General features: G+C 60.2%; 13 protein-coding genes, 2 tRNA genes and 1 pseudogene. 5 read left to right on the top strand and 11 right to left on the bottom strand.

Annotated features, from left to right (window positions below):
* Positions 1–133: 133 nt before the first annotated feature.
* A pseudogene (locus tag J5M66_RS18960) lies at positions 134–1,552 on the bottom strand (TIGR00366 family protein).
* Positions 1,553–1,894: 342 nt separating this feature from the next.
* On the opposite strand from J5M66_RS18960, the gene J5M66_RS18965 reads away from it, so the two are divergent.
* The 3 genes from J5M66_RS18965 (at position 1,895) to J5M66_RS18975 (ending at position 5,455) form a co-directional block, all read left to right on the top strand.
* Positions 1,895–3,208, top strand: coding sequence for an MFS transporter (locus J5M66_RS18965; protein WP_207809667.1), 1,314 nt, complete (start codon positions 1,895–1,897; stop codon positions 3,206–3,208).
* Between the two features lie 114 nt (positions 3,209–3,322).
* Positions 3,323–4,639 (top strand): PAS domain-containing methyl-accepting chemotaxis protein, encoded by a 1,317-nt coding sequence (locus tag J5M66_RS18970; RefSeq protein ID WP_110602983.1) that lies wholly within the window; start codon positions 3,323–3,325, stop codon positions 4,637–4,639.
* 216 nt (positions 4,640–4,855) lie between these two features.
* Positions 4,856–5,455: a flavin reductase family protein gene (locus J5M66_RS18975; RefSeq protein WP_123444152.1), complete on the top strand. Its 600-nt coding sequence runs from the start codon at positions 4,856–4,858 to the stop codon at positions 5,453–5,455.
* 53 nt (positions 5,456–5,508) lie between these two features.
* Here J5M66_RS18975 and ggt read toward each other — a convergent pair whose 3' ends face one another.
* Both ggt and J5M66_RS18985 read right to left on the bottom strand, forming a co-directional pair.
* Positions 5,509–7,341 (bottom strand): gamma-glutamyltransferase, encoded by a 1,833-nt coding sequence (ggt, locus tag J5M66_RS18980; RefSeq protein ID WP_207809669.1) that lies wholly within the window; start codon positions 7,339–7,341, stop codon positions 5,509–5,511.
* Positions 7,342–7,433: 92 nt separating this feature from the next.
* The gene (locus J5M66_RS18985) at positions 7,434–7,979 is read right to left on the bottom strand and encodes a hypothetical protein (protein WP_243432977.1); all 546 of its coding nucleotides are present in this window, start codon (positions 7,977–7,979) and stop codon (positions 7,434–7,436) included.
* A 398-nt stretch (positions 7,980–8,377) separates the two neighbouring features.
* Between J5M66_RS18985 and J5M66_RS18990 the strand changes: the two genes are divergently transcribed.
* A complete protein-coding gene (locus J5M66_RS18990; protein WP_207809671.1) occupies positions 8,378–8,716 on the top strand; it encodes a DNA-binding protein in 339 nt (112 codons plus the stop codon).
* Positions 8,717–8,903: 187 nt separating this feature from the next.
* Here the strand turns inward: J5M66_RS18990 and J5M66_RS18995 are convergent.
* Positions 8,904–8,980, bottom strand: a tRNA-Met gene (locus J5M66_RS18995).
* 115 nt (positions 8,981–9,095) lie between these two features.
* Positions 9,096–11,153, bottom strand: a complete 2,058-nt coding sequence (locus J5M66_RS19000; protein WP_207809673.1) for a methyl-accepting chemotaxis protein — start codon at positions 11,151–11,153, stop codon at positions 9,096–9,098.
* A gap of 332 nt (positions 11,154–11,485) precedes the next feature.
* On the opposite strand from J5M66_RS19000, the gene J5M66_RS19005 reads away from it, so the two are divergent.
* Positions 11,486–12,703 (top strand): MFS transporter, encoded by a 1,218-nt coding sequence (locus J5M66_RS19005; protein ID WP_024014299.1) that lies wholly within the window; start codon positions 11,486–11,488, stop codon positions 12,701–12,703.
* Between the two features lie 182 nt (positions 12,704–12,885).
* Here J5M66_RS19005 and ychF read toward each other — a convergent pair whose 3' ends face one another.
* The 6 genes from ychF to ispE form a co-directional block, all read right to left on the bottom strand.
* Positions 12,886–13,986, bottom strand: a complete 1,101-nt coding sequence (gene ychF / locus J5M66_RS19010; protein WP_207809675.1) for a redox-regulated ATPase YchF — start codon at positions 13,984–13,986, stop codon at positions 12,886–12,888.
* A 22-nt stretch (positions 13,987–14,008) separates the two neighbouring features.
* A complete protein-coding gene (pth, locus tag J5M66_RS19015) occupies positions 14,009–14,593 on the bottom strand; it encodes an aminoacyl-tRNA hydrolase (protein ID WP_016773203.1) in 585 nt (194 codons plus the stop codon).
* A 171-nt stretch (positions 14,594–14,764) separates the two neighbouring features.
* Complete coding sequence (locus J5M66_RS19020) at positions 14,765–15,367, bottom strand: 50S ribosomal protein L25/general stress protein Ctc (protein WP_016773204.1); 603 nt, start codon at positions 15,365–15,367, stop codon at positions 14,765–14,767.
* A gap of 141 nt (positions 15,368–15,508) precedes the next feature.
* Positions 15,509–16,450, bottom strand: coding sequence for a ribose-phosphate pyrophosphokinase (locus J5M66_RS19025; RefSeq protein WP_003171603.1), 942 nt, complete (start codon positions 16,448–16,450; stop codon positions 15,509–15,511).
* A gap of 45 nt (positions 16,451–16,495) precedes the next feature.
* A tRNA-Gln gene (locus J5M66_RS19030) sits at positions 16,496–16,570 on the bottom strand.
* Between the two features lie 37 nt (positions 16,571–16,607).
* The gene (gene ispE, locus J5M66_RS19035) at positions 16,608–17,459 is read right to left on the bottom strand and encodes a 4-(cytidine 5'-diphospho)-2-C-methyl-D-erythritol kinase (RefSeq protein ID WP_186569147.1); all 852 of its coding nucleotides are present in this window, start codon (positions 17,457–17,459) and stop codon (positions 16,608–16,610) included.
* Positions 17,460–17,461: the final 2 nt, after the last annotated feature.

The raw sequence follows: 17,461 nt of genomic DNA on the forward strand, positions 1-17,461 counted from the left end.
TCCCCTCGATTTGGGGGCGCTTCATAGTGGATCAGTGGTGTTTGACAGAAAAGCGGTTGAGTTTGGATTTCATGATTTCCACGCCAGACCTGTGCAAGCGAGCGCTCGCTCCCACAGGCCTGGCTCGTTTTTGCTACGGCATCACCGGCGGCGTATACGCCAATGTCGTCCCCAGCGCCCACAACAGCAGCAGCACCAGTGGCGTGTGCACCAGCAGTTGCACAAACGAGAAGCCGATCAGATCCCGCGCCTTCAACCCGAGCACGCCCAGCAGCGGGAGCATATAGAACGGGTTGATCAGGTTCGGCAAGGCTTCGGCGGCGTTGTAGATCTGCACTGCCCAGCCGAGGTGGTATTGCAGGTCATTGGCGACTTGCATCACGTAGGGCGCTTCGATGATCCATTTGCCGCCGCCGGACGGGATGAAGAAACCGAGAATCGCCGAATAGACGCCCATCAGCAGCGCATAGGTGTCGTGGGAGGCGATGCTGACGAAGAAGGTCGAGATGTGATGCGCGAGGGTTTGCGCGTCGGCGCCTTTGACGGTGGTCATCAGCGCGGCGATCGAGCCGTACAACGGAAACTGGATCAACACGCCAGTGGTGGTCGGCACCGCACGGGCCACCGCATCGAGGAAGCTGCGCGGGCGCCAGTGCAGCAGCGCGCCGAGCATGATGAACAGAAAGTTATAGGTGTTCAGGCCGGAAATCGCGGTAATCGCCGGTTTGGTCGAAAACTCTTGAAACAGCCATCCCGCCGCCAGCAGCACCAACACGATGATCAGCAAAGGGCTGTGTTCCAGCCATTCGCCGGGGCGCGTGCGCGGTTGCAGCGGCGGCAGGTTGAACGCCGGGTCGATGCCTCAGGCCTTGGCGTCGCGTGCCGAATTCGGCCCGGGCGCGGTGGCGTAGGCGATGATGATCGAAATCACGATCAGTGCCAGCAGCATGACCCCGGACTGCCAGAGGAAAATGGTTTCGGTGAACGGGATCACGCCAGTGATCGACAGGATCGACGGCGGCAGGCTGCCCGGGTTGGCCTGCAACTGTGCGGCCGACGATGACAAGCCCAGCGCCCACACCGCGCCAAGTCCCAGGTATGCCGCAGCACCTGCGGCGCGGTAATCCATTTTCAGATCGGTGCGGCGGGCGAGGGCGCGTACCAGCAGCCCGCCGAATACCAGCGACAGACCCCAATTGAGCAGCGAGGCGACCATTGAGATCAACGCTACCCAGGCCACGGCGGAGCGGCCGTTCTTCGGGATGCGTGCCAGTTTGTCGATCAGCTTGACTGCGGGCGGAGAGCTGGCGACGACGTAACCGCCGATCACCACGAAGGCCATCTGCATGGTGAACGGGATCAGGCTCCAGAAGCCGTCGCCGAAGGCCATCGCTGCAGCGGTGGGTTTGGCGCCCATGGCCAAAGTGGCCAGCGCAACGATGATGACGGCCAACGCGGCGAACACCCAGGAGTCGGGAAACCAGCGTTCGGCAAAACTGGAACAGCGCAGGGCAAAGCGCGCGGAGCGGCTATCTTCGATATCAACGGCCACGGGAAGTACCTCGGATTTTTTATGGTTATTTTGATCTGCGGGAGCAGTCGCCCGGCTCGACAGCCACAGAGATCCCCTGTGGGAGCGAGCCTGCTCGCGAAGACGTCGGCACATTCAGCATCAGATTGTCTGAACTGACGTTTCGCGAGCAGGCTCGCTCCCAAATGGGCGGCTGGTCGGTGTTGGCGTGGTCCCTTGGACAGGCGCTAACAGTAAATCAAGCGCCGCCCTTTTGTTGAGCAGGTTTTCGCAAACCGAGACTATGGTCTGACGGGTTGTCGATCCGCGCTTTTGCGTAGACCATGAGCGCCTTGGTTTTTGCCGATGCCTGAGTTCTTTGTCATGACTGCCAATTCTCCAGCCCGACCGGCGCCGTTCAGCCGTGCCGATTACAAGACCCTCGGCCTTGCGGCGCTCGGCGGGGCGCTGGAAATCTACGATTTCATCATCTTCGTATTCTTCGCACTGACCCTGAGTCAGCTGTTCTTCCCCCCGGAAATGCCCGAGTGGCTGCGTTTGCTGCAGAGTTTCGGCATCTTCGTCACCGGTTATCTGGCGCGGCCGCTGGGCGGGATTCTGATGGCGCATTTCGCCGATCGTCTGGGCCGCAAAAAGGTGTTCAGCCTGAGCATCCTGATGATGGCCCTGCCGTGCCTGCTGATCGGGATCATGCCGACCTACGCGCAGATCGGCTATTTCGCGCCCTTGCTGTTGCTGGCGCTGCGCATCCTGCAAGGCGCTGCGGTGGGCGGCGAAGTGCCAAGTGCCTGGGTGTTCGTCGCCGAGCATGCCCCGACCGGCCATCGCGGTTACGCCCTCGGATTTTTGCAGGCCGGCCTGACCTTCGGTTACTTGATCGGCGCACTCACCGCGACCTTCCTGGCGCAGGTTTTCACGCCTGCCGAAATTCTCGATTACGCCTGGCGCTATCCGTTTCTGCTCGGCGGCGTGTTCGGCGTGGTGGGCGTTTATCTGCGCCGATGGCTCAGCGAAACCCCGGTGTTCATGGCCATGGAAGCGCAGCGCGAGGCGCGGGTCGAGCTGCCGCTGCGCACGGTGCTGCGTGAACATCGTCTGGCCATGCTGCCGGCCATGTTGCTCACCTGCGTACTGACCTCGGCAGTGGTGGTGTTCGTCGTCATCACCCCGACCATGATGCAGAAAACCTTCGGCATGACTGCCAGCCACACATTCGGCCTCAGTGCATTGGGCATCGTCTTCCTCAATATCGGCTGCGTGATCGCCGGTCTGCTGGTCGACCGCATCGGCGCCTGGCGCACGGTCATGCTCTACAGCCTGTTGCTGCCATTGGGCATTGGCGTGTTGTATGGCTGTCTGATCATGGGCGGGCATTGGATCGGCATGGCCTATGCGGTCGCCGGTCTCGCTTGTGGGGTAGTGGGTGCGGTGCCTTCGGTGATGGTCGGGTTGTTCCCGGCGCGGATTCGCGTGTCGGGCATTTCCTTCACCTACAACATTGCCTACGCGGCGTGGGCAAGTATCACGCCGCTGTTGCTGATTGGTCTGATGCCGTGGAGCCAGTGGGTCTGCGTAATCTTCTGTGCAGTGATGGGCGCGGTGGGAGTTCTGACAGCGGCGTATTTCGGTGCGCGCATGCCACTTACCGGACCGTGTCAGGCTGCCGGCGCTGCCTGAACCGCAAGCGCCGGATTATTTTCGACTGACGGGTCTGGAGCTGGCTTCAGAAAAGCTGCGCAAGGCCGATGGCTAGGTTGTATCCGCTAACTACCCTGCCATCGGTGCTTTCCCATGTTCAATAAACGCTTGAAACAAGAGCTGGCCGCTCTGCGCGAAGAACTCTCCAGCCTTGTACAAGTGAAGGAAAGCCTGGAAAGCGAAATGCTCGCGCTGACCCTTGAGCCCGACGGGCGGATTCGTTCGGTCAACCAGAATTTTCTCGATGAAATGCTCTACAAGAGCCAGGACCTGGTCGGCCGGGCAATTGAAGACATCGTGCCGGCCCACGTCAAAACCGACGAATTCCATCAGCGCTTCAAAAACTCGATGAGCCGTGGCGAGCACTTCGCCGGCGCCGTGCGCCTGTTGCGCGGCAATGGCGACGAGGCGTGGCTGCGTTCCATCGTGCAACCGGTACGCTCGTCCGATGGCCGGATCAGACACATTTCCTTCTACGCCAGCGACCTGACCCGCACCATCGAAGCCTCCCGCGAGCATGAGAACCTGATCGGCGCGCTGGTGCGCTCTACCGCCGTGATCGAGTTCGACCTCAACGGCAATGTGCTCAGCGCCAATGATCGCTTCCTCAACGGCATGGGTTACAGCCTGGCGCAGATCAAAGGCAAACATCACCGCACCTTCTGCGCCCCGGATGAGTACAACAGCGCCGAGTACCAGAACTTCTGGCGGCGCTTGAACAGCGGTGAGTTTGTCGCTGGCCGCTTCAAGCGTATCGACAGCCATGGTCGTACGGTGTGGCTGGAAGCGTCCTACAACCCGGTGGTTGATGCCAACGACAAACTGTACAAAGTGGTGAAGTTCGCCACGGTGATTACTGATCAGGTCAACCGCGAGCAGGCGGTTGCCGACGCGGCCAGCATCGCTTACAGCACCTCGCAACAAACCGACAGCACCGCACAACGGGGCACCACGGTCGTCACCGAAGCGGTCAACGTGATGCGTGATTTGTCGCGGCACATGCAGGCCGCTGGCGAAGGTATCGAGGCGCTCAACGAGCAGTCGCTGGTGATCGGCACGATCGTCAAAACCATCAGCGGCATTGCCGAACAGACCAACCTGCTGGCGCTCAACGCTGCCATTGAGGCGGCGCGCGCCGGTGAGCAGGGGCGTGGTTTTGCGGTGGTGGCCGACGAGGTCCGGCAACTGGCCTCGCGCACCAGCCAGGCGACGGACGAAATTGTCGGCGTGGTACGGCAGAACCAGGAAATGGCCCGCAATGCCGTGGCGCTGATGACCGACGGCAAGCTCCAGGCTGAACAGGGCCTGGCGCTGGCGGCGGAGGCGGGCACGGTGATCGTCGAGATTCAGGACGGTGCGCAGAAAGTGGTGGATGCGGTCGGCCAGTTTGCCAATCAGCTCTCTCACTGACACCGCACTGATCGTTCCCACGCTCTGCGTGGGAATGCCGCCCGGGACGCTCCGCGTTCCTTCGCTGGCGTGACGCAGAGCGTCACAGGATGCATTCCCGCGCAGAGCGTGGGAACGATCACCGAGGGGCAGCGCCGCATCTGCTCACTCCCACAGGTTCTGCGATTCTCCAGTGACAGCGCTACAATCGGCTCCTTTTCCTCCGGAGCAAATCCCATGAGCGTCTCCCACCGCCGTCCGGTGCCCCTGAACAAAGCCTACCGCCTGCTCAACCACGGGCCGACCGTGCTGGTCAGCGCCGCTCACGACGGCCAGCGCAACATCATGGCCGCCGCCTGGGCCATGCCGCTGGATTTCGAACCACCGAAAGTCGCCGTCGTCCTCGACAAATCCACCTGGACCCGCCAGTTGCTCGAAGCCTCCGGCACCTTTGTGCTGAACGTGCCTTGCGTCAATCAGGCCGATATCGTGCAAACCGTCGGCAACACCTCCGGCCTGGAAATCACCCGCAACCAAGGTCAGGACAAGTTTCAGGCGTACGGCCTACACACCTTCGCTGGCGAACAGATTGAAGCGCCGCTGCTTGAGGGCTGTGTCGCCTGGCTCGAATGCCGCCTGCTGCCGGAGCCGCGCAATCACGAGCAATACGACCTGTTCCTTGCCGAAGTCATTGCTGCCCAGGCCGATGAGCGTGTGTTCAGCGATGGGCGCTGGCATTTCGAGGGGCATGACGGCTTGCGCACGCTGCATCACGTTGCGGGCGGGCATTTCCTGACGATTGGGGATGGGGTGGATGGCAAGACGTTGGCGGTCTGATTTACTCCCGGGAGAAGGCCTGCTGCTCGGCAGGCCTTTTTCAATGCAGTGTTTCAGTCCCCCAACGCCTCTCCCTCACGCCGAGGATCGGCACCCCCCGTCAATGTCGCTTTGCCCTGCGCATTTTTCACCCGCACGATCGCTTGGGTGCCGCTGGTCATGTCGATTTCGCTGAGCGTGTGGCCCTTGTCCTTGAGTGCCTGGATCAGCGCTGGGCTGAACTGTCCCTGTTCCAGTTCGGTGGGGCCATTGCGGCTGCCGAAGTTGGGCAGGTTGATCGCACTTTGTGCATCGAGGTTCCAGTCGAGCAGGCCTATGGTGGTTTTCGCCACGTATTCGATGATCTGCGAGCCGCCGGGTGAGCCGACCGTGGCGACAAATTCACCAGTGTTGCGATCAAAGATCAGCGTCGGCGCCATCGACGAGCGTGGGCGTTTTCCGGGTTCGACGCGGTTCGCGACTTTCTGCCCGTTCTCTTCGGGGATGAACGAGAAGTCGGTCATCTGGTTATTCAGCAGAAAACCCTGAACCATCAGGTGCGAGCCGAACGCGGCTTCGATGGTGGTGGTCATCGACACGGCGCCGCCGAGGTCATCCACCGCGACCACTTGCGAGGTGGAGATGCGTAACGGCGAGCGGTCCGGTGCATAGGCAACCTGCACGCCCGGCGGTGTGCCCGGTTTGGCGCTGCCCATGCTGCGCTCGCCGATCAGGCTGGCGCGGCTGGCCAGGTAGGCCGGATCGAGCAGGCCTTTGACCGGCACCGGGACGAAGTCGGTGTCGGCCACGTATTGCGCACGGTCGGCATAGGCCAGACGTTCAGCCTCGGCGATCAGATGCACCGCTTGCGGCGCCGGTTCGATGCCGGCCGGCCTATTGCTGTTCACTGGTTTGAGCGGGGTCAGCGACAGGCGTGGGTCGCGAGTCTCCAGCGCCTGCAACGTGCCGAGAATCTGCGCCACGGCGATCCCGCCTGACGACGGTGGCGGCATGCCGCAGACCTGCCAACGCTTGTAGTCGGTACACAGCGGCGCGCGTTCCTTGGCCTGATAGCGCTGCAAATCGTTCAGCGACAGGCTGCCGGGGTTGGCGTGCTGTTGAACCTTGGCGACGATCTCTTCGGCGATCGGACCTTTGTACAGCGCATCGGCACCTTCGCTGGCGATACGTTTGAACACGGCGGCCAACTTCGGGTTCTGCAGGCGCGTGCCGACAGCTTTGACGCTGCCATCGTCATTCAGGAAGTACGCAGCCATGTCTGGCGACTGGAGTATCAGTGGATCGGCAGTCAGCAGCGAATGCAGGCGCGGGGAAATCGCAAAGCCTTGCTCGGCCAGTTTGATCGCCGGCTCAAACAGCTTCGCCCATGGCAAGCGACCGTGCTGCCGATGCGCCAGCTCCAGCGCCCGCAATACTCCGGGCGTACCGACCGAGCGGCCGCCGATCTGCGCTTGCGTAAAGGCCATCGGTTTACCATCAGCCTTCAGGAACAGCTTCTCGGTGGCCCCGGCCGGGGCCGTTTCGCGGCCGTCATAGGTGCGCACCTGCTTGCCATCCCACAACACAATCATCGCCCCGCCACCGATCCCGGAAGACTGCGGCTCAACCAGCGTCAACACCGCCTGCATCGCAATCGCCGCATCAATCGCCGAACCACCCTGACGCAACATCTCCCGCCCGGCTTCGGCCGCGAGTGGATTGGCAGCAGCGGCCATGTGTTTATTGGCGTGTCGGGTTTGCAGACCAGTGCGGTAACCGGAAGCGACTTCCGGTGCCAGCGGCAACGAGGAAGAGGGCGGGGCGTTGCATGCACTGAGGGTCAGAGCGCTGACAAGCAGTGTCAGGGCTGGCAGGCGAAAGCGCTTCAAAGGCTGGGCTGGAAACACGCGGGATCTCCGTCCGTGGGGTAAAAGTCATGGAGGACTTTATCGAGCGGGCCGGCGGGGTGCAAACCGCGTGGGGATTACAGCACTCCCGCTCAGCGGCCGCGCCAATCGATTGGCCGAAAACGATGTCCTTGTGGGAGCGAGCCTGTTCGCGAAAGCGGTAGCTCAGGCGGTGCTATTTTCTTAGTTCTTAGTCGTGTGAAGCGTGCCGTCGGCCATTTTGCTCGGCAGCATTCCCAGCACAACACGCTGGCCGGCCCGCCGGCGCCACGGATGGCCCAGCTCAGGCGCTGTTGCAAAATCCCGCCGCCGGCCAGACGCCCCAAAGCCAGGTCGGCGCCTATTGCCGTCGCGATCGCGGTGCTGGCGGAGGGCATGAGCATGGCGCCGGCGACCATGATCTTGCCGAAGTTGCTGGCTGGCTCCTCGGCAGTGCCAGCGTCCGCGCGACACCAGTTGTCCGGCGTGCAGGACTTGGCAAAGACCCTGTCTTCGCGTGGCTTGGGCGCAGGCCACTCATCCTTCTCGATGTACACCGGCTCCGGTGCTTTCGGTGGAAGCAAAGTAAACCAGGCCCTGCCACCGCTATACGGATTTAATAACCAGTCATCGTCGAGAAGGTATTTGTATTGACGCATGCCAACTCCCTGCATGGCGCTGAATCGAGCCAGGGGAGCTTGTCGGTCGAAGGGCAATTCGGGGAGAGAGGGGCGGGTGCTTGAAGTGATGAAAAATCCAGTTCTTACGTGAGCAAAGCCTGCTTCCTACAGGGCTATCTCAGTCCAGCGGTTTTGCGCCTGATTCAGGCAAAACCATTGTCGGTCGCGCCTGTAGTCTTTTCCTTTGAATCGCTGACTACGCCGGATTTCTCTTACAGATTATTCAGGTCGACAGCCTACACGGCGTTGCCTGAGGATGGTTTCTGTACGGTTGCCAGGAGGGGCTTCACTTTTGCTGGGCGGTGGAACAAAACAAAGGCAGCAACACGACATCGATCAATCAAAAGAAATCTGGAAGGCGCTGCAGAGGTAGCTCAATGAAAAGCGTAGGCAATCACGAGGACAGTGTTCTCGAAATGCTGCGCACGCACGAGAATTTCGCTCTCGAATATCTCGTTGCAGCATTGGAAGAAATTGATGAAGAGGGCGGTGAGTCTGTGTTTCTCACCGCGGTGCAACGTGTGGTGGAAGCGAGAGGCGGTTTTGCCGCTGTCTCCAACGCAACCGGACTCAATAGAGGCAATCTTTACCGCCAATTTTCAGCAGATGGAAACCCAGGCCTTTCTACGCTACTGAAGGTGCTGTCTGCTGTGGGGCTCGGTTTGTCGAAGGTGGTCGCTCACAGTCAGGATGATCAGGAACACACAGCAGCGTGATCCACCGTGGTAATAAGAAGCCCGGCTCGATGTCGGGCTTTCTGATTTTTTCCCTGCGGCATTTCTCTGATGGGGCACGTGGAATTGATTCGCTGACATCAAGCGGTAGGTTGCGAGTGAAGCGGAGCGCAACTTTTCTCGAGGCATAAAAAAACGGCCTACCTTTCGGTAAGCCGTTTTTAGTACTTGGTGGCTACACAGGGACTTGAACCCCGGACCCCAGCATTATGAATGCTATGCTCTAACCAACTGAGCTATGTAGCCAAGTGGCGCGCATTATTCCCCTGAAATGGCAAAGCGTCAAGCGTAAATCGAAAATATTTCTTCCTGTTTTCAACCGCTTATCCTCCAGCCCCGAAAATCGGGGCCGGGGAGGGCGTCAGCGCAGTTGGAATCTGGCGGTATTGGCGCTCAGGGCCTCGCTGCCCTGGCTCAAGGTGTCCGCCGCGAGGTTTACGGCGCGTGCGCCTTCAAGCAAACGCACCGCCGCTTGATCGACCTGCTGGATATTGCCGCTGACTTCGTCGGCGGTGCTGGCCTGTTCTTCAACCGCTGTGGCGATTTGCGCCAGGGTGTCGGTGACGCTCTGTACGGCGCTGGCGATTTCTCCCAGGCGCTCTCCGAGTCCGGTGACCGCTTCGGCATCCGATTGCGCCTGACCACAGGCGGCTTCCATCAGGCTCACCGCTTCGTTGACCGTGGCGCGCAGGCTGTCGACGGTGCCGGCGATCTGCGCGGTGGACGATTGCGTGCGTTGCGAGAGGCTGCGCACCTCGTCGGCAACCACGGCAAAACCGCGACCCTGTTCGCCGGCGCGGGCGGCCTCGATGGCGGCGTTGAGCGCGAGCAGGTTGGTCTGCTCGGCGACGCCGCGAATGGTGTCCACGACCAGTTGAATCTGCTGGCCTTGCTCGCTGACCCGGCCAAGCGCGGCGGCGGTGTCGTTCAGGCGCTGATTGAGCTGCTGAATGCTGGCCGTGGTGCGCTGGCTGTCGCGGCTGCTGTCGGCGGCGATGCGCCGGGTCTGCTGGGCGCTGCCGGAGGCCTGTTCGCAACTCTGCGCGACGCCTTGCGAGGTCGCGGCCAATTGCGTGGCGGCAGCTGCGATCTGGCTGATCTGCAACTGCTGCGCCTCAACTTCACCGAGGGCGCCGCTGGAGTGTTGGTTGAGGCTGCGTACCGCGTTGCTCAACTGCGAGGTCTCGTGGTCGACGCCAAGCATGCTGCTGCGCAATTGCACCACGGCGACGTTGAGCGCGGTGCTGATCGCTGCCAGTTCATCGCGCCCCACCACCGGCACTTGCAGGCTCAGGTTGCCGTCGCGCAAGGCTTCGGCGAGCAAGGTGATGCCGCTGGCACTGCGGCGGATCGAGGCTTGCAGGCAGACGAACAGGTACAACGCGGCCAGCAGCAGGCAACCGAAGATTGCGGCGACAACAATGAACTGGCGGATCGCCGAGCTGTAATAAGCATTGAGCCGCTGATCCAGCGCGACCAGGGATTGCTGGCGCAGGGAAGCGAGGTCGGTGAGCAGCGCGTCGAGGCTGCGTTCGAAGTCCTCTGGCTTGAGGTTGATGCTGCCGCCAAACACACCGTCGTCGAGGACTTTCAGGCCGCTGTCGAGGTGTTTCAGGCTGTCGTGATACTGACCGGCCCAGGCTTGCAGCTCGGCTGGCAGACGCGCCTCCAGCAGGCCGGCGGTTTTCACCAGTTGCTCGCGGGCGTCCCCGATGCGGCTGCGCAGGTCGCGCAACTGCAAGCGGCTCTGCAGGGTGAACTGGCCGGAAACGACTGAGGCCTGACCGACCGCCGCCAGACGGCCGACTCGCTCGATCAGGTCCGGCGCATGTTGTGTGGAAATCTGCGTCAGCAGGTAGGTTTCCAGCCACGGCGCGAGGGTCAGGCGATTGTCCATGACGATCTGCTCGCGCAAGGCTTGCAGCGCGCCCAAGGCATTGGTGAAACGGTCATAACCGTCCGGCCACCAGCCGACACTGCTGAGGCTTTTCGAATCAAGGCCATTGAGTGCGGTTTGCAGCGCCTGAAAGCGTTCGAGGATTGCGCCGTCGGCGCCTTGCTGGTTTAGAGCATTGCCCAGCTCGGTGGTGGCTTGCAGCACCGCCGGTTGCACGCCGTCGAAGGCAGCCATGGCGGCGAGGGTGGCCGGTGTCGGCTGACGATTGGTCTCGGTGGCGCGCCAGCGGGCGGCGCGGTCGCGTTGCGCGGCGAGCAGGTTGTCCAGCGCATCCAGCGCGAGCAATTGACGCACACCGGCACGTTCGCCGGAGATCAGATTGAGCTTCTCGCGATAGTCATGGCCGATCATCAACAGGCTGCCGGCCAGCGGCAGAATGAACAGCAGAAACAATAATTGGAATTTACCTGCGAAGCCAAACCGCCCCAGCAATTTGATCCCCGGTGAAAGGAAAGCCTGCATGCCTCATGACTCCTCTGGACACCACGCACCATTGGCGTGCATCGCGAACCTTTCGGCTGCGACCTGTGCCCTCTAAAAGGCCTCGAAAGTTCACCCATGCCCGCTCTGTAGGCCGGCTCTGTAGCGAAACTTCCCATTGTCGAGCGCCTTTGTAAGGCGATCGTGTTCAAGGGCAGAAGCAAGGCAAGATTCAGACCATGGCGTTGCGCTATCACCTTGCGGTCGACGACCAGTCAGTTAGTTAGCTGCCTAAGGGGATAGCGCGAGCGCACCGAAAAATGGCACATTGACGCACCTGCCTGCGGGCACCCATCTGCTGTCCGGAATTTTCCATGGCTATCAGCAACGTTCAGACCGCCGCTGCCTCGGCGACCGCTGCTCCGCAAAGCAGCCCCTTGGTGATGCGCATCATCGGCGCGGTGGCGCTGGCGCATCTGATCAATGACCTGATCCAGTCGGTCCTGCCGTCGATCTACCCGATGCTCAAAGCCAACTATGGCCTGACCTTCACCCAGGTCGGCCTGATCACCTTGACCTTCCAGTTGACCGCGTCGCTGTTGCAGCCGTGGGTCGGTTATCACACTGATCGCCACCCCAAACCGTGGCTGTTGCCGGCGGGTACGGTGTGTACGTTGATCGGCATTCTGATGATGTCAGTGGTCGGCAGCTTCCCATTGATTCTGCTGGCGGCGGCGCTGATTGGTATCGGCTCGTCGACCTTTCACCCGGAAGCCTCGCGTGTTGCGCGGCTGGCTTCGGGCGGCCGGTTTGGTCTGGCGCAATCGACCTTTCAGGTCGGCGGCAATGCCGGCTCCGCGTTCGGTCCGTTGCTGGCGGCAGCGATCATCATTCCCTTCGGCCAAGGCAATGTGGCGTGGTTTGGCCTGTTCGCGGTTTTTGCGCTGTTTGTGCTGTACCGCATCAGCCGCTGGTACGCCAATCACCTCAACTTGTTCAAGCTCAAGGCCGGCCAGGCGGCGACGCACGGCTTGTCGAAGGGCAGGGTGACCAGTGCGCTGGTGGTGCTCGGGCTGCTGGTGTTCTCCAAGTATTTCTACATGGCCAGTTTCACCAGTTACTTCACCTTCTACCTGATCGAGAAGTTCGACCTGTCGGTTGCCAGCTCGCAGCTGCACTTGTTCCTTTTCCTGGGCGCAGTGGCGGCGGGGACGTTCTTCGGCGGGCCGATTGGCGACAAGATCGGGCGTAAGGCAGTGATCTGGTTTTCCATCCTCGGCGTCGCGCCGTTCACCTTGATCCTGCCGCATGTCGATCTGTTCTGGACCAGCATTCTCAGCGTGGTGATCGGCTTCATTCTCGCTTCGGCATTCTCGGCGATCGTGGTGTACGCGCAGGAACTGGTGCCGGGCAATGTCGGGATGATTGCCGGGATCTTCTTCGGCCTGATGTTCGGTTTCGGCGGGATTGGCGCAGCGCTGCTCGGGCATCTGGCGGATGTGCACGGGATTGAGTACGTGTATTTCCTGTGCTCGTTCCTGCCGTTGTTTGGTGTGTTGGCGATCTTTTTACCGCGTACCAGAAAGCCCTGAACAGACGAATCGAACTGTGGGAGCGAGCCTGCTCGCGAATGGGTGTGTCAGTTGACGAATCCTTAGATGACACGCCGCGTTCGCGAGCAGGCTCGCTCCCACAGGGAAATGTACTCAGTCACTGAATTTCAGGCACAAAAAAGCCGCGTATCAAACGCGGCTTTTTCTTGTGCGGCTGTTGCTTAGACGTTGAAACGGAAGTGCATCACGTCGCCGTCCTTGACGATGTAATCCTTGCCTTCCAGACGCCATTTGCCGGCTTCTTTGGCGCCGGCTTCGCCCATGTACTGGATGAAGTCGTTGTAGGCGATGACTTCGGCACGGATGAAGCCTTTTTCGAAGTCGGTGTGGATCACGCCGGCGGCCTGTGGTGCGGTGGCACCGACCTTGACGGTCCAGGCGCGGACTTCTTCGACACCAGCGGTGAAGTAGGTCTGCAGGTGGAGCATTTCGTAGCCGGCGCGGATCACGCGGTTCAGGCCAGGCTCTTCCAGGCCCAAGGCCTCGAGGAACATGTCCTTCTCTTCGCCGTCGTCGAGCTCGGCGATTTCCGCTTCGATCTTGTTGCACACCGGAACGACCATGGCGCCTTCTTCTTCAGCGATGGCCTTGACCACGTCCAGGTGCGGGTTGTTCTCGAAACCGTCTTCGGCAACGTTGGCGATGTACATGACCGGTTTGGTGGTCAGCAGGTGGAAGCCCTTGATAACGGCTTTCTCATCCGCGCTCATGTTCTTCATCAGGCTGCGTGCCGGTTTGGCTTCGGTGAAGTGCGCGATCAATTGCTCGAGCAGCGCCTTCTGAACCACAGCGTCCTTGTCACCGCCCTTGGCGTTGCGCGCGACTTTCTGCAGTTGCTTCTCGCAGCTGTCGAGGTCGGCGAAGATCAGTTCCAGGTCGATGATTTCGATGTCGCGTTTCGGGTCGACGCTGTTGGAAACGTGAATCACGTTGTCGTCTTCGAAGCAGCGCACCACGTGAGCGATAGCGTCGGTTTCACGGATGTTGGCCAGGAACTTGTTGCCCAGACCTTCACCTTTCGAGGCGCCGGCGACGAGGCCGGCGATGTCGACGAATTCCATGGTGGTCGGCAGGATGCGCTTCGGATTGACGATGGCCGCCAGAGCTTCCAGGCGCGGATCCGGCATCGGCACGATGCCGCTGTTCGGCTCGATGGTGCAGAAGGGGAAGTTCTCGGCCGCGATACCGGATTTGGTCAGGGCGTTGAACAGGGTGGACTTGCCGACGTTAGGCAGGCCGACGATGCCGCAATTGAATCCCATGGTGTTTCCCCTCGGGTAAAAGTCAGGCCTTCTGGCTGTGCAGGTTTTTCATCGCGCGGTTCCATTCCCCGGCGAGGATATCCGGCAGCACGCCGAGGGCAAAGTCGATGCTGGCATCGAGTTTTTCCTGTTCGGCGCGTGGCGCACGACCCAGGACGAAATTTGAAACCATACTGGCAACGCCCGGGTGGCCGATGCCAAGCCGCAGGCGGTAGAACGTATTCTGATTGCCCAGTTGCGCAATGATGTCGCGCAACCCGTTGTGACCGCCATGGCCGCCGCCCTGCTTGAGCTTGGCAACGCCCGGAGGCAAGTCGAGTTCGTCATGCGCCACGAGGATTTCTTCAGGCTTGATGCGGAAGAAACCGGCGAGTGCCGCCACGGCCTGGCCGCTGCGGTTCATGTAAGTGGTGGGAATCAGCAGACGAACATCCTGACCCTGATGCGAGTAGCGCCCGGTCAGGCCGAAATATTTGCGATCGGCCACAAGATTCACATTCTGTGCGTGGGCGATGCGCTCAACAAAAAGGGCCCCTGCGTTATGCCGGGTCTGTTCGTATTCAGCGCCTGGATTTCCCAGGCCAACGATCAGTTTGATGGCAGTCACGATAGGGGCCCTTCCTTGGAGTGGTGGATAACATCGCCGCGATCGGGGAAAGCGGCGAAAGTGGACGAAAAATGCTCATTTACCATGGATGTAAACTCCGCGTTCTCGCCCGCTTTCTCGCTACGTTCCAGTCCGCGATGTTACTTGCTCACTCCGGCATGACAGAGTGAATTACTCTGCTGCGCCTTCTTCGGTAGGTTCTGCAGCAACACGTGGAGCGTGGACGTTGGCAACAGCCTTGTCATCGCCGTGTGCCAGAGCAACGAACTCAACACCTTTAGGAGCTTTGAGGTCCGACAGGTGGATGATGGTGCCGATTTCTGCTTTCGACAGGTCGACTTCGATGAACTCAGGCAGATCTTTTGGCAAGCAGGTCACTTCGATTTCAGCAACAACGTGCGAAACTTCGCCGCCTTTCTTCACTGGAGCTTCTTCGCCAACAAAGTGTACAGGCACGATGGCGGTCAGTTTCTGGCCGGCAACAACGCGTACGAAGTCAGCGTGCATCACGTGGCCTTTGGCCGGGTGACGCTGCAGAGCCTTGATGATGACGTTCTGCTTGGTGCCACCAACGTTCAGCTCGATGATGTGGCTGTAAGCCGCTTCGTTTTCGAGCAGTTTGGCAACTTCTTTGGCCAGCATGCTGATGGATTCAGGGGCTTTGTCGCCACCGTAAACAACAGCTGGAACCAGAGCGGCGAGACGACGCAGGCGGCGGCTCGCACCTTTCCCCAGGTCGGAACGCACTTCAGCATTCAGAGTAAAATCGTTCATTTTGTATCTCCAAAATAGCCATGACCGAGTGGCGTTTGCGACCAGCGCCGAACACGGTATGGGCAAAAAAGCCCCGCCCCGACAGGAATGCCGGGGCGGGGCGCTTTTCGTCAACGAGACATTTCGCGAAGGGCAGGGCCCTTAACGGAACATCGCGCTGATCGATTCTTCATTGCTGATGCGGCGAACCGCTTCGGCAACAACCGGTGCGATATCCAGTTGACGGATACGTGCACAGGCTTGTGCTGCAGCGGACAGCGGGATGGTGTTGGTCACCACCAGCTCGTCCAGCACGGAATTTTCGATATTCTCGATGGCCCGGCCCGACAGCACAGGGTGTGTGCAGTAGGCAAAGACCTTGGCTGCGCCATGCTCTTTCAGGGCCTTGGCCGCGTGGCACAGGGTGCCGGCGGTATCGACCATGTCATCGACGAGAATACAGGTACGCCCTTCGACATCACCGATGATATGCATCACTTCAGAGTGATTGGCTTTCTCACGGCGTTTGTCGATGATCCCGAGATCGACGCCCAGCGACTTGGCAACAGCCCGTGCACGCACGACGCCACCAATGTCCGGAGACACGATCATCAGGTTTTCGAAGCGCTGATCTTCAATGTCATCCACCAGAACCGGGGAGCCGTAGATGTTATCTACCGGAATATCGAAGAAGCCCTGAATCTGGTCAGCATGCAGATCAACCGTGAGAACACGGTCGATGCCGACTACGGTAAGCATGTCAGCAACGACTTTCGCGCTGATAGCTACACGTGCGGAACGCGGACGGCGATCCTGACGGGCATAACCAAAATAAGGAATAACAGCAGTGATACGAGTAGCCGAGGAGCGGCGGAAGGCGTCAGCCATCACTACCAGTTCCATCAGGTTATCGTTGGTCGGAGCGCAGGTCGGCTGAATAATGAAGACGTCTTTACCGCGAACGTTTTCATTGATCTCGGCTGTGATTTCGCCGTCGGAAAACTTGCCGACAGAGATGTCACCGAGAGGGATATGCAGCTGACGTACGACACGCCGAGCCAGATCGGGGTTGGCATTCCCCGTAAAGACCATCATCTTGGACACGCGCAGTACCTAGAGGCTGAGGGTAACCTGGATGAGTAGAGAAAATGGCAGGGGCGGCTGGATTCGAACCAACGCATGGCAGGATCAAAACCTGCTGCCTTACCGCTTGGCGACGCCCCTGTATCTGTTGCTTTCAAGTGCCGGGCACTTGATTCCTTTAGAGCAGACTTTGCAGCTTGCGATGCAACATCGAAACGTTGCTTCCTTTCGCTACAAACCCTGTAAGGGTCTCTGTCAGAAGGGCCGAGACTTTATCAGCTTCAGCTTTGCTTGGGAAGCCCCCAAACACACAACTTCCAGTTCCGGTGAGCTTTGCTTCGGTAAATTTACCTAACAAATCCAATGCGTTACGTACCTCTGGATAACGCCTTGCTACCACCGGCAAGCAGTCATTTCGACTGTTTCCCTCGGGAACGGGGCGCACTTTAATGGGCGGTGTGTTACGTGTCAACAAAGGATCGGAAAAAATTTCTGCCGTACTAACAGCGACTTGCGGCACGAGCACCAGATACCACGGTTCTTCGGGGTCGACCGGGGTCAGTTTCTCGCCGACGCCCTCGGCAAACGCCGCATGGCCACGGACGAACACCGGTACGTCGGCGCCCAGTGACAAGCCCAGTGCGGCGAGGCGATCTTCATCCCAGCCCAGTTGCCACAAATGGTTGAGCCCGAGCAACGTTGTCGCCGCATTCGAACTGCCGCCACCAATGCCGCCGCCCATGGGCAGGACTTTGTCGATCCAGATGTCGATGCCGAGCGCGCAACCGGACTGTTGCTGCAACATCTTCGCCGCGCGCACGATCAGGTTGCTGTCGTGGGGCACGCCGGCGAACTCGGTGTGCAGCTGGATCACGCCGTCATCGCGTACGGCGAAAGTGATTTCATCGCCGTAATCGAGGAATTGAAACAGCGTCTGCAATTCGTGATAACCGTCTTCACGGCGACCGAGAATGTGCAGCATCAAGTTGAGTTTGGCCGGCGAGGGCAGGGTCAGGCGTGCAGCGGTCATGC

This window comes from Pseudomonas sp. 67(2021), assembly GCF_017491835.1.
GTDB lineage: Bacteria > Pseudomonadota > Gammaproteobacteria > Pseudomonadales > Pseudomonadaceae > Aquipseudomonas > Aquipseudomonas atacamensis.

What these genes read in the sequence shown, in the direction of transcription:
- J5M66_RS18965 (WP_207809667.1), top strand. Translation starts at nt 1,895, where the DNA reads ATGACTGCCAATTCTCCAGCCCGACCGGCGCCGTTCAGCCGTGCCGAT.
- J5M66_RS18970 (WP_110602983.1), top strand. Translation starts at nt 3,323, where the DNA reads ATGTTCAATAAACGCTTGAAACAAGAGCTGGCCGCTCTGCGCGAAGAA.
- J5M66_RS18975 (WP_123444152.1), top strand. Translation starts at nt 4,856, where the DNA reads ATGAGCGTCTCCCACCGCCGTCCGGTGCCCCTGAACAAAGCCTACCGC.
- J5M66_RS18985 (WP_243432977.1), bottom strand. Translation starts at nt 7,979, where the DNA reads ATGCGTCAATACAAATACCTTCTCGACGATGACTGGTTATTAAATCCG.
- J5M66_RS18990 (WP_207809671.1), top strand. Translation starts at nt 8,378, where the DNA reads ATGAAAAGCGTAGGCAATCACGAGGACAGTGTTCTCGAAATGCTGCGC.
- J5M66_RS19000 (WP_207809673.1), bottom strand. Translation starts at nt 11,153, where the DNA reads ATGCAGGCTTTCCTTTCACCGGGGATCAAATTGCTGGGGCGGTTTGGC.
- J5M66_RS19005 (WP_024014299.1), top strand. Translation starts at nt 11,486, where the DNA reads ATGGCTATCAGCAACGTTCAGACCGCCGCTGCCTCGGCGACCGCTGCT.
- ychF (WP_207809675.1), bottom strand. Translation starts at nt 13,986, where the DNA reads ATGGGATTCAATTGCGGCATCGTCGGCCTGCCTAACGTCGGCAAGTCC.
- J5M66_RS19020 (WP_016773204.1), bottom strand. Translation starts at nt 15,367, where the DNA reads ATGAACGATTTTACTCTGAATGCTGAAGTGCGTTCCGACCTGGGGAAA.
- ispE (WP_186569147.1), bottom strand. Translation starts at nt 17,459, where the DNA reads ATGACCGCTGCACGCCTGACCCTGCCCTCGCCGGCCAAACTCAACTTG.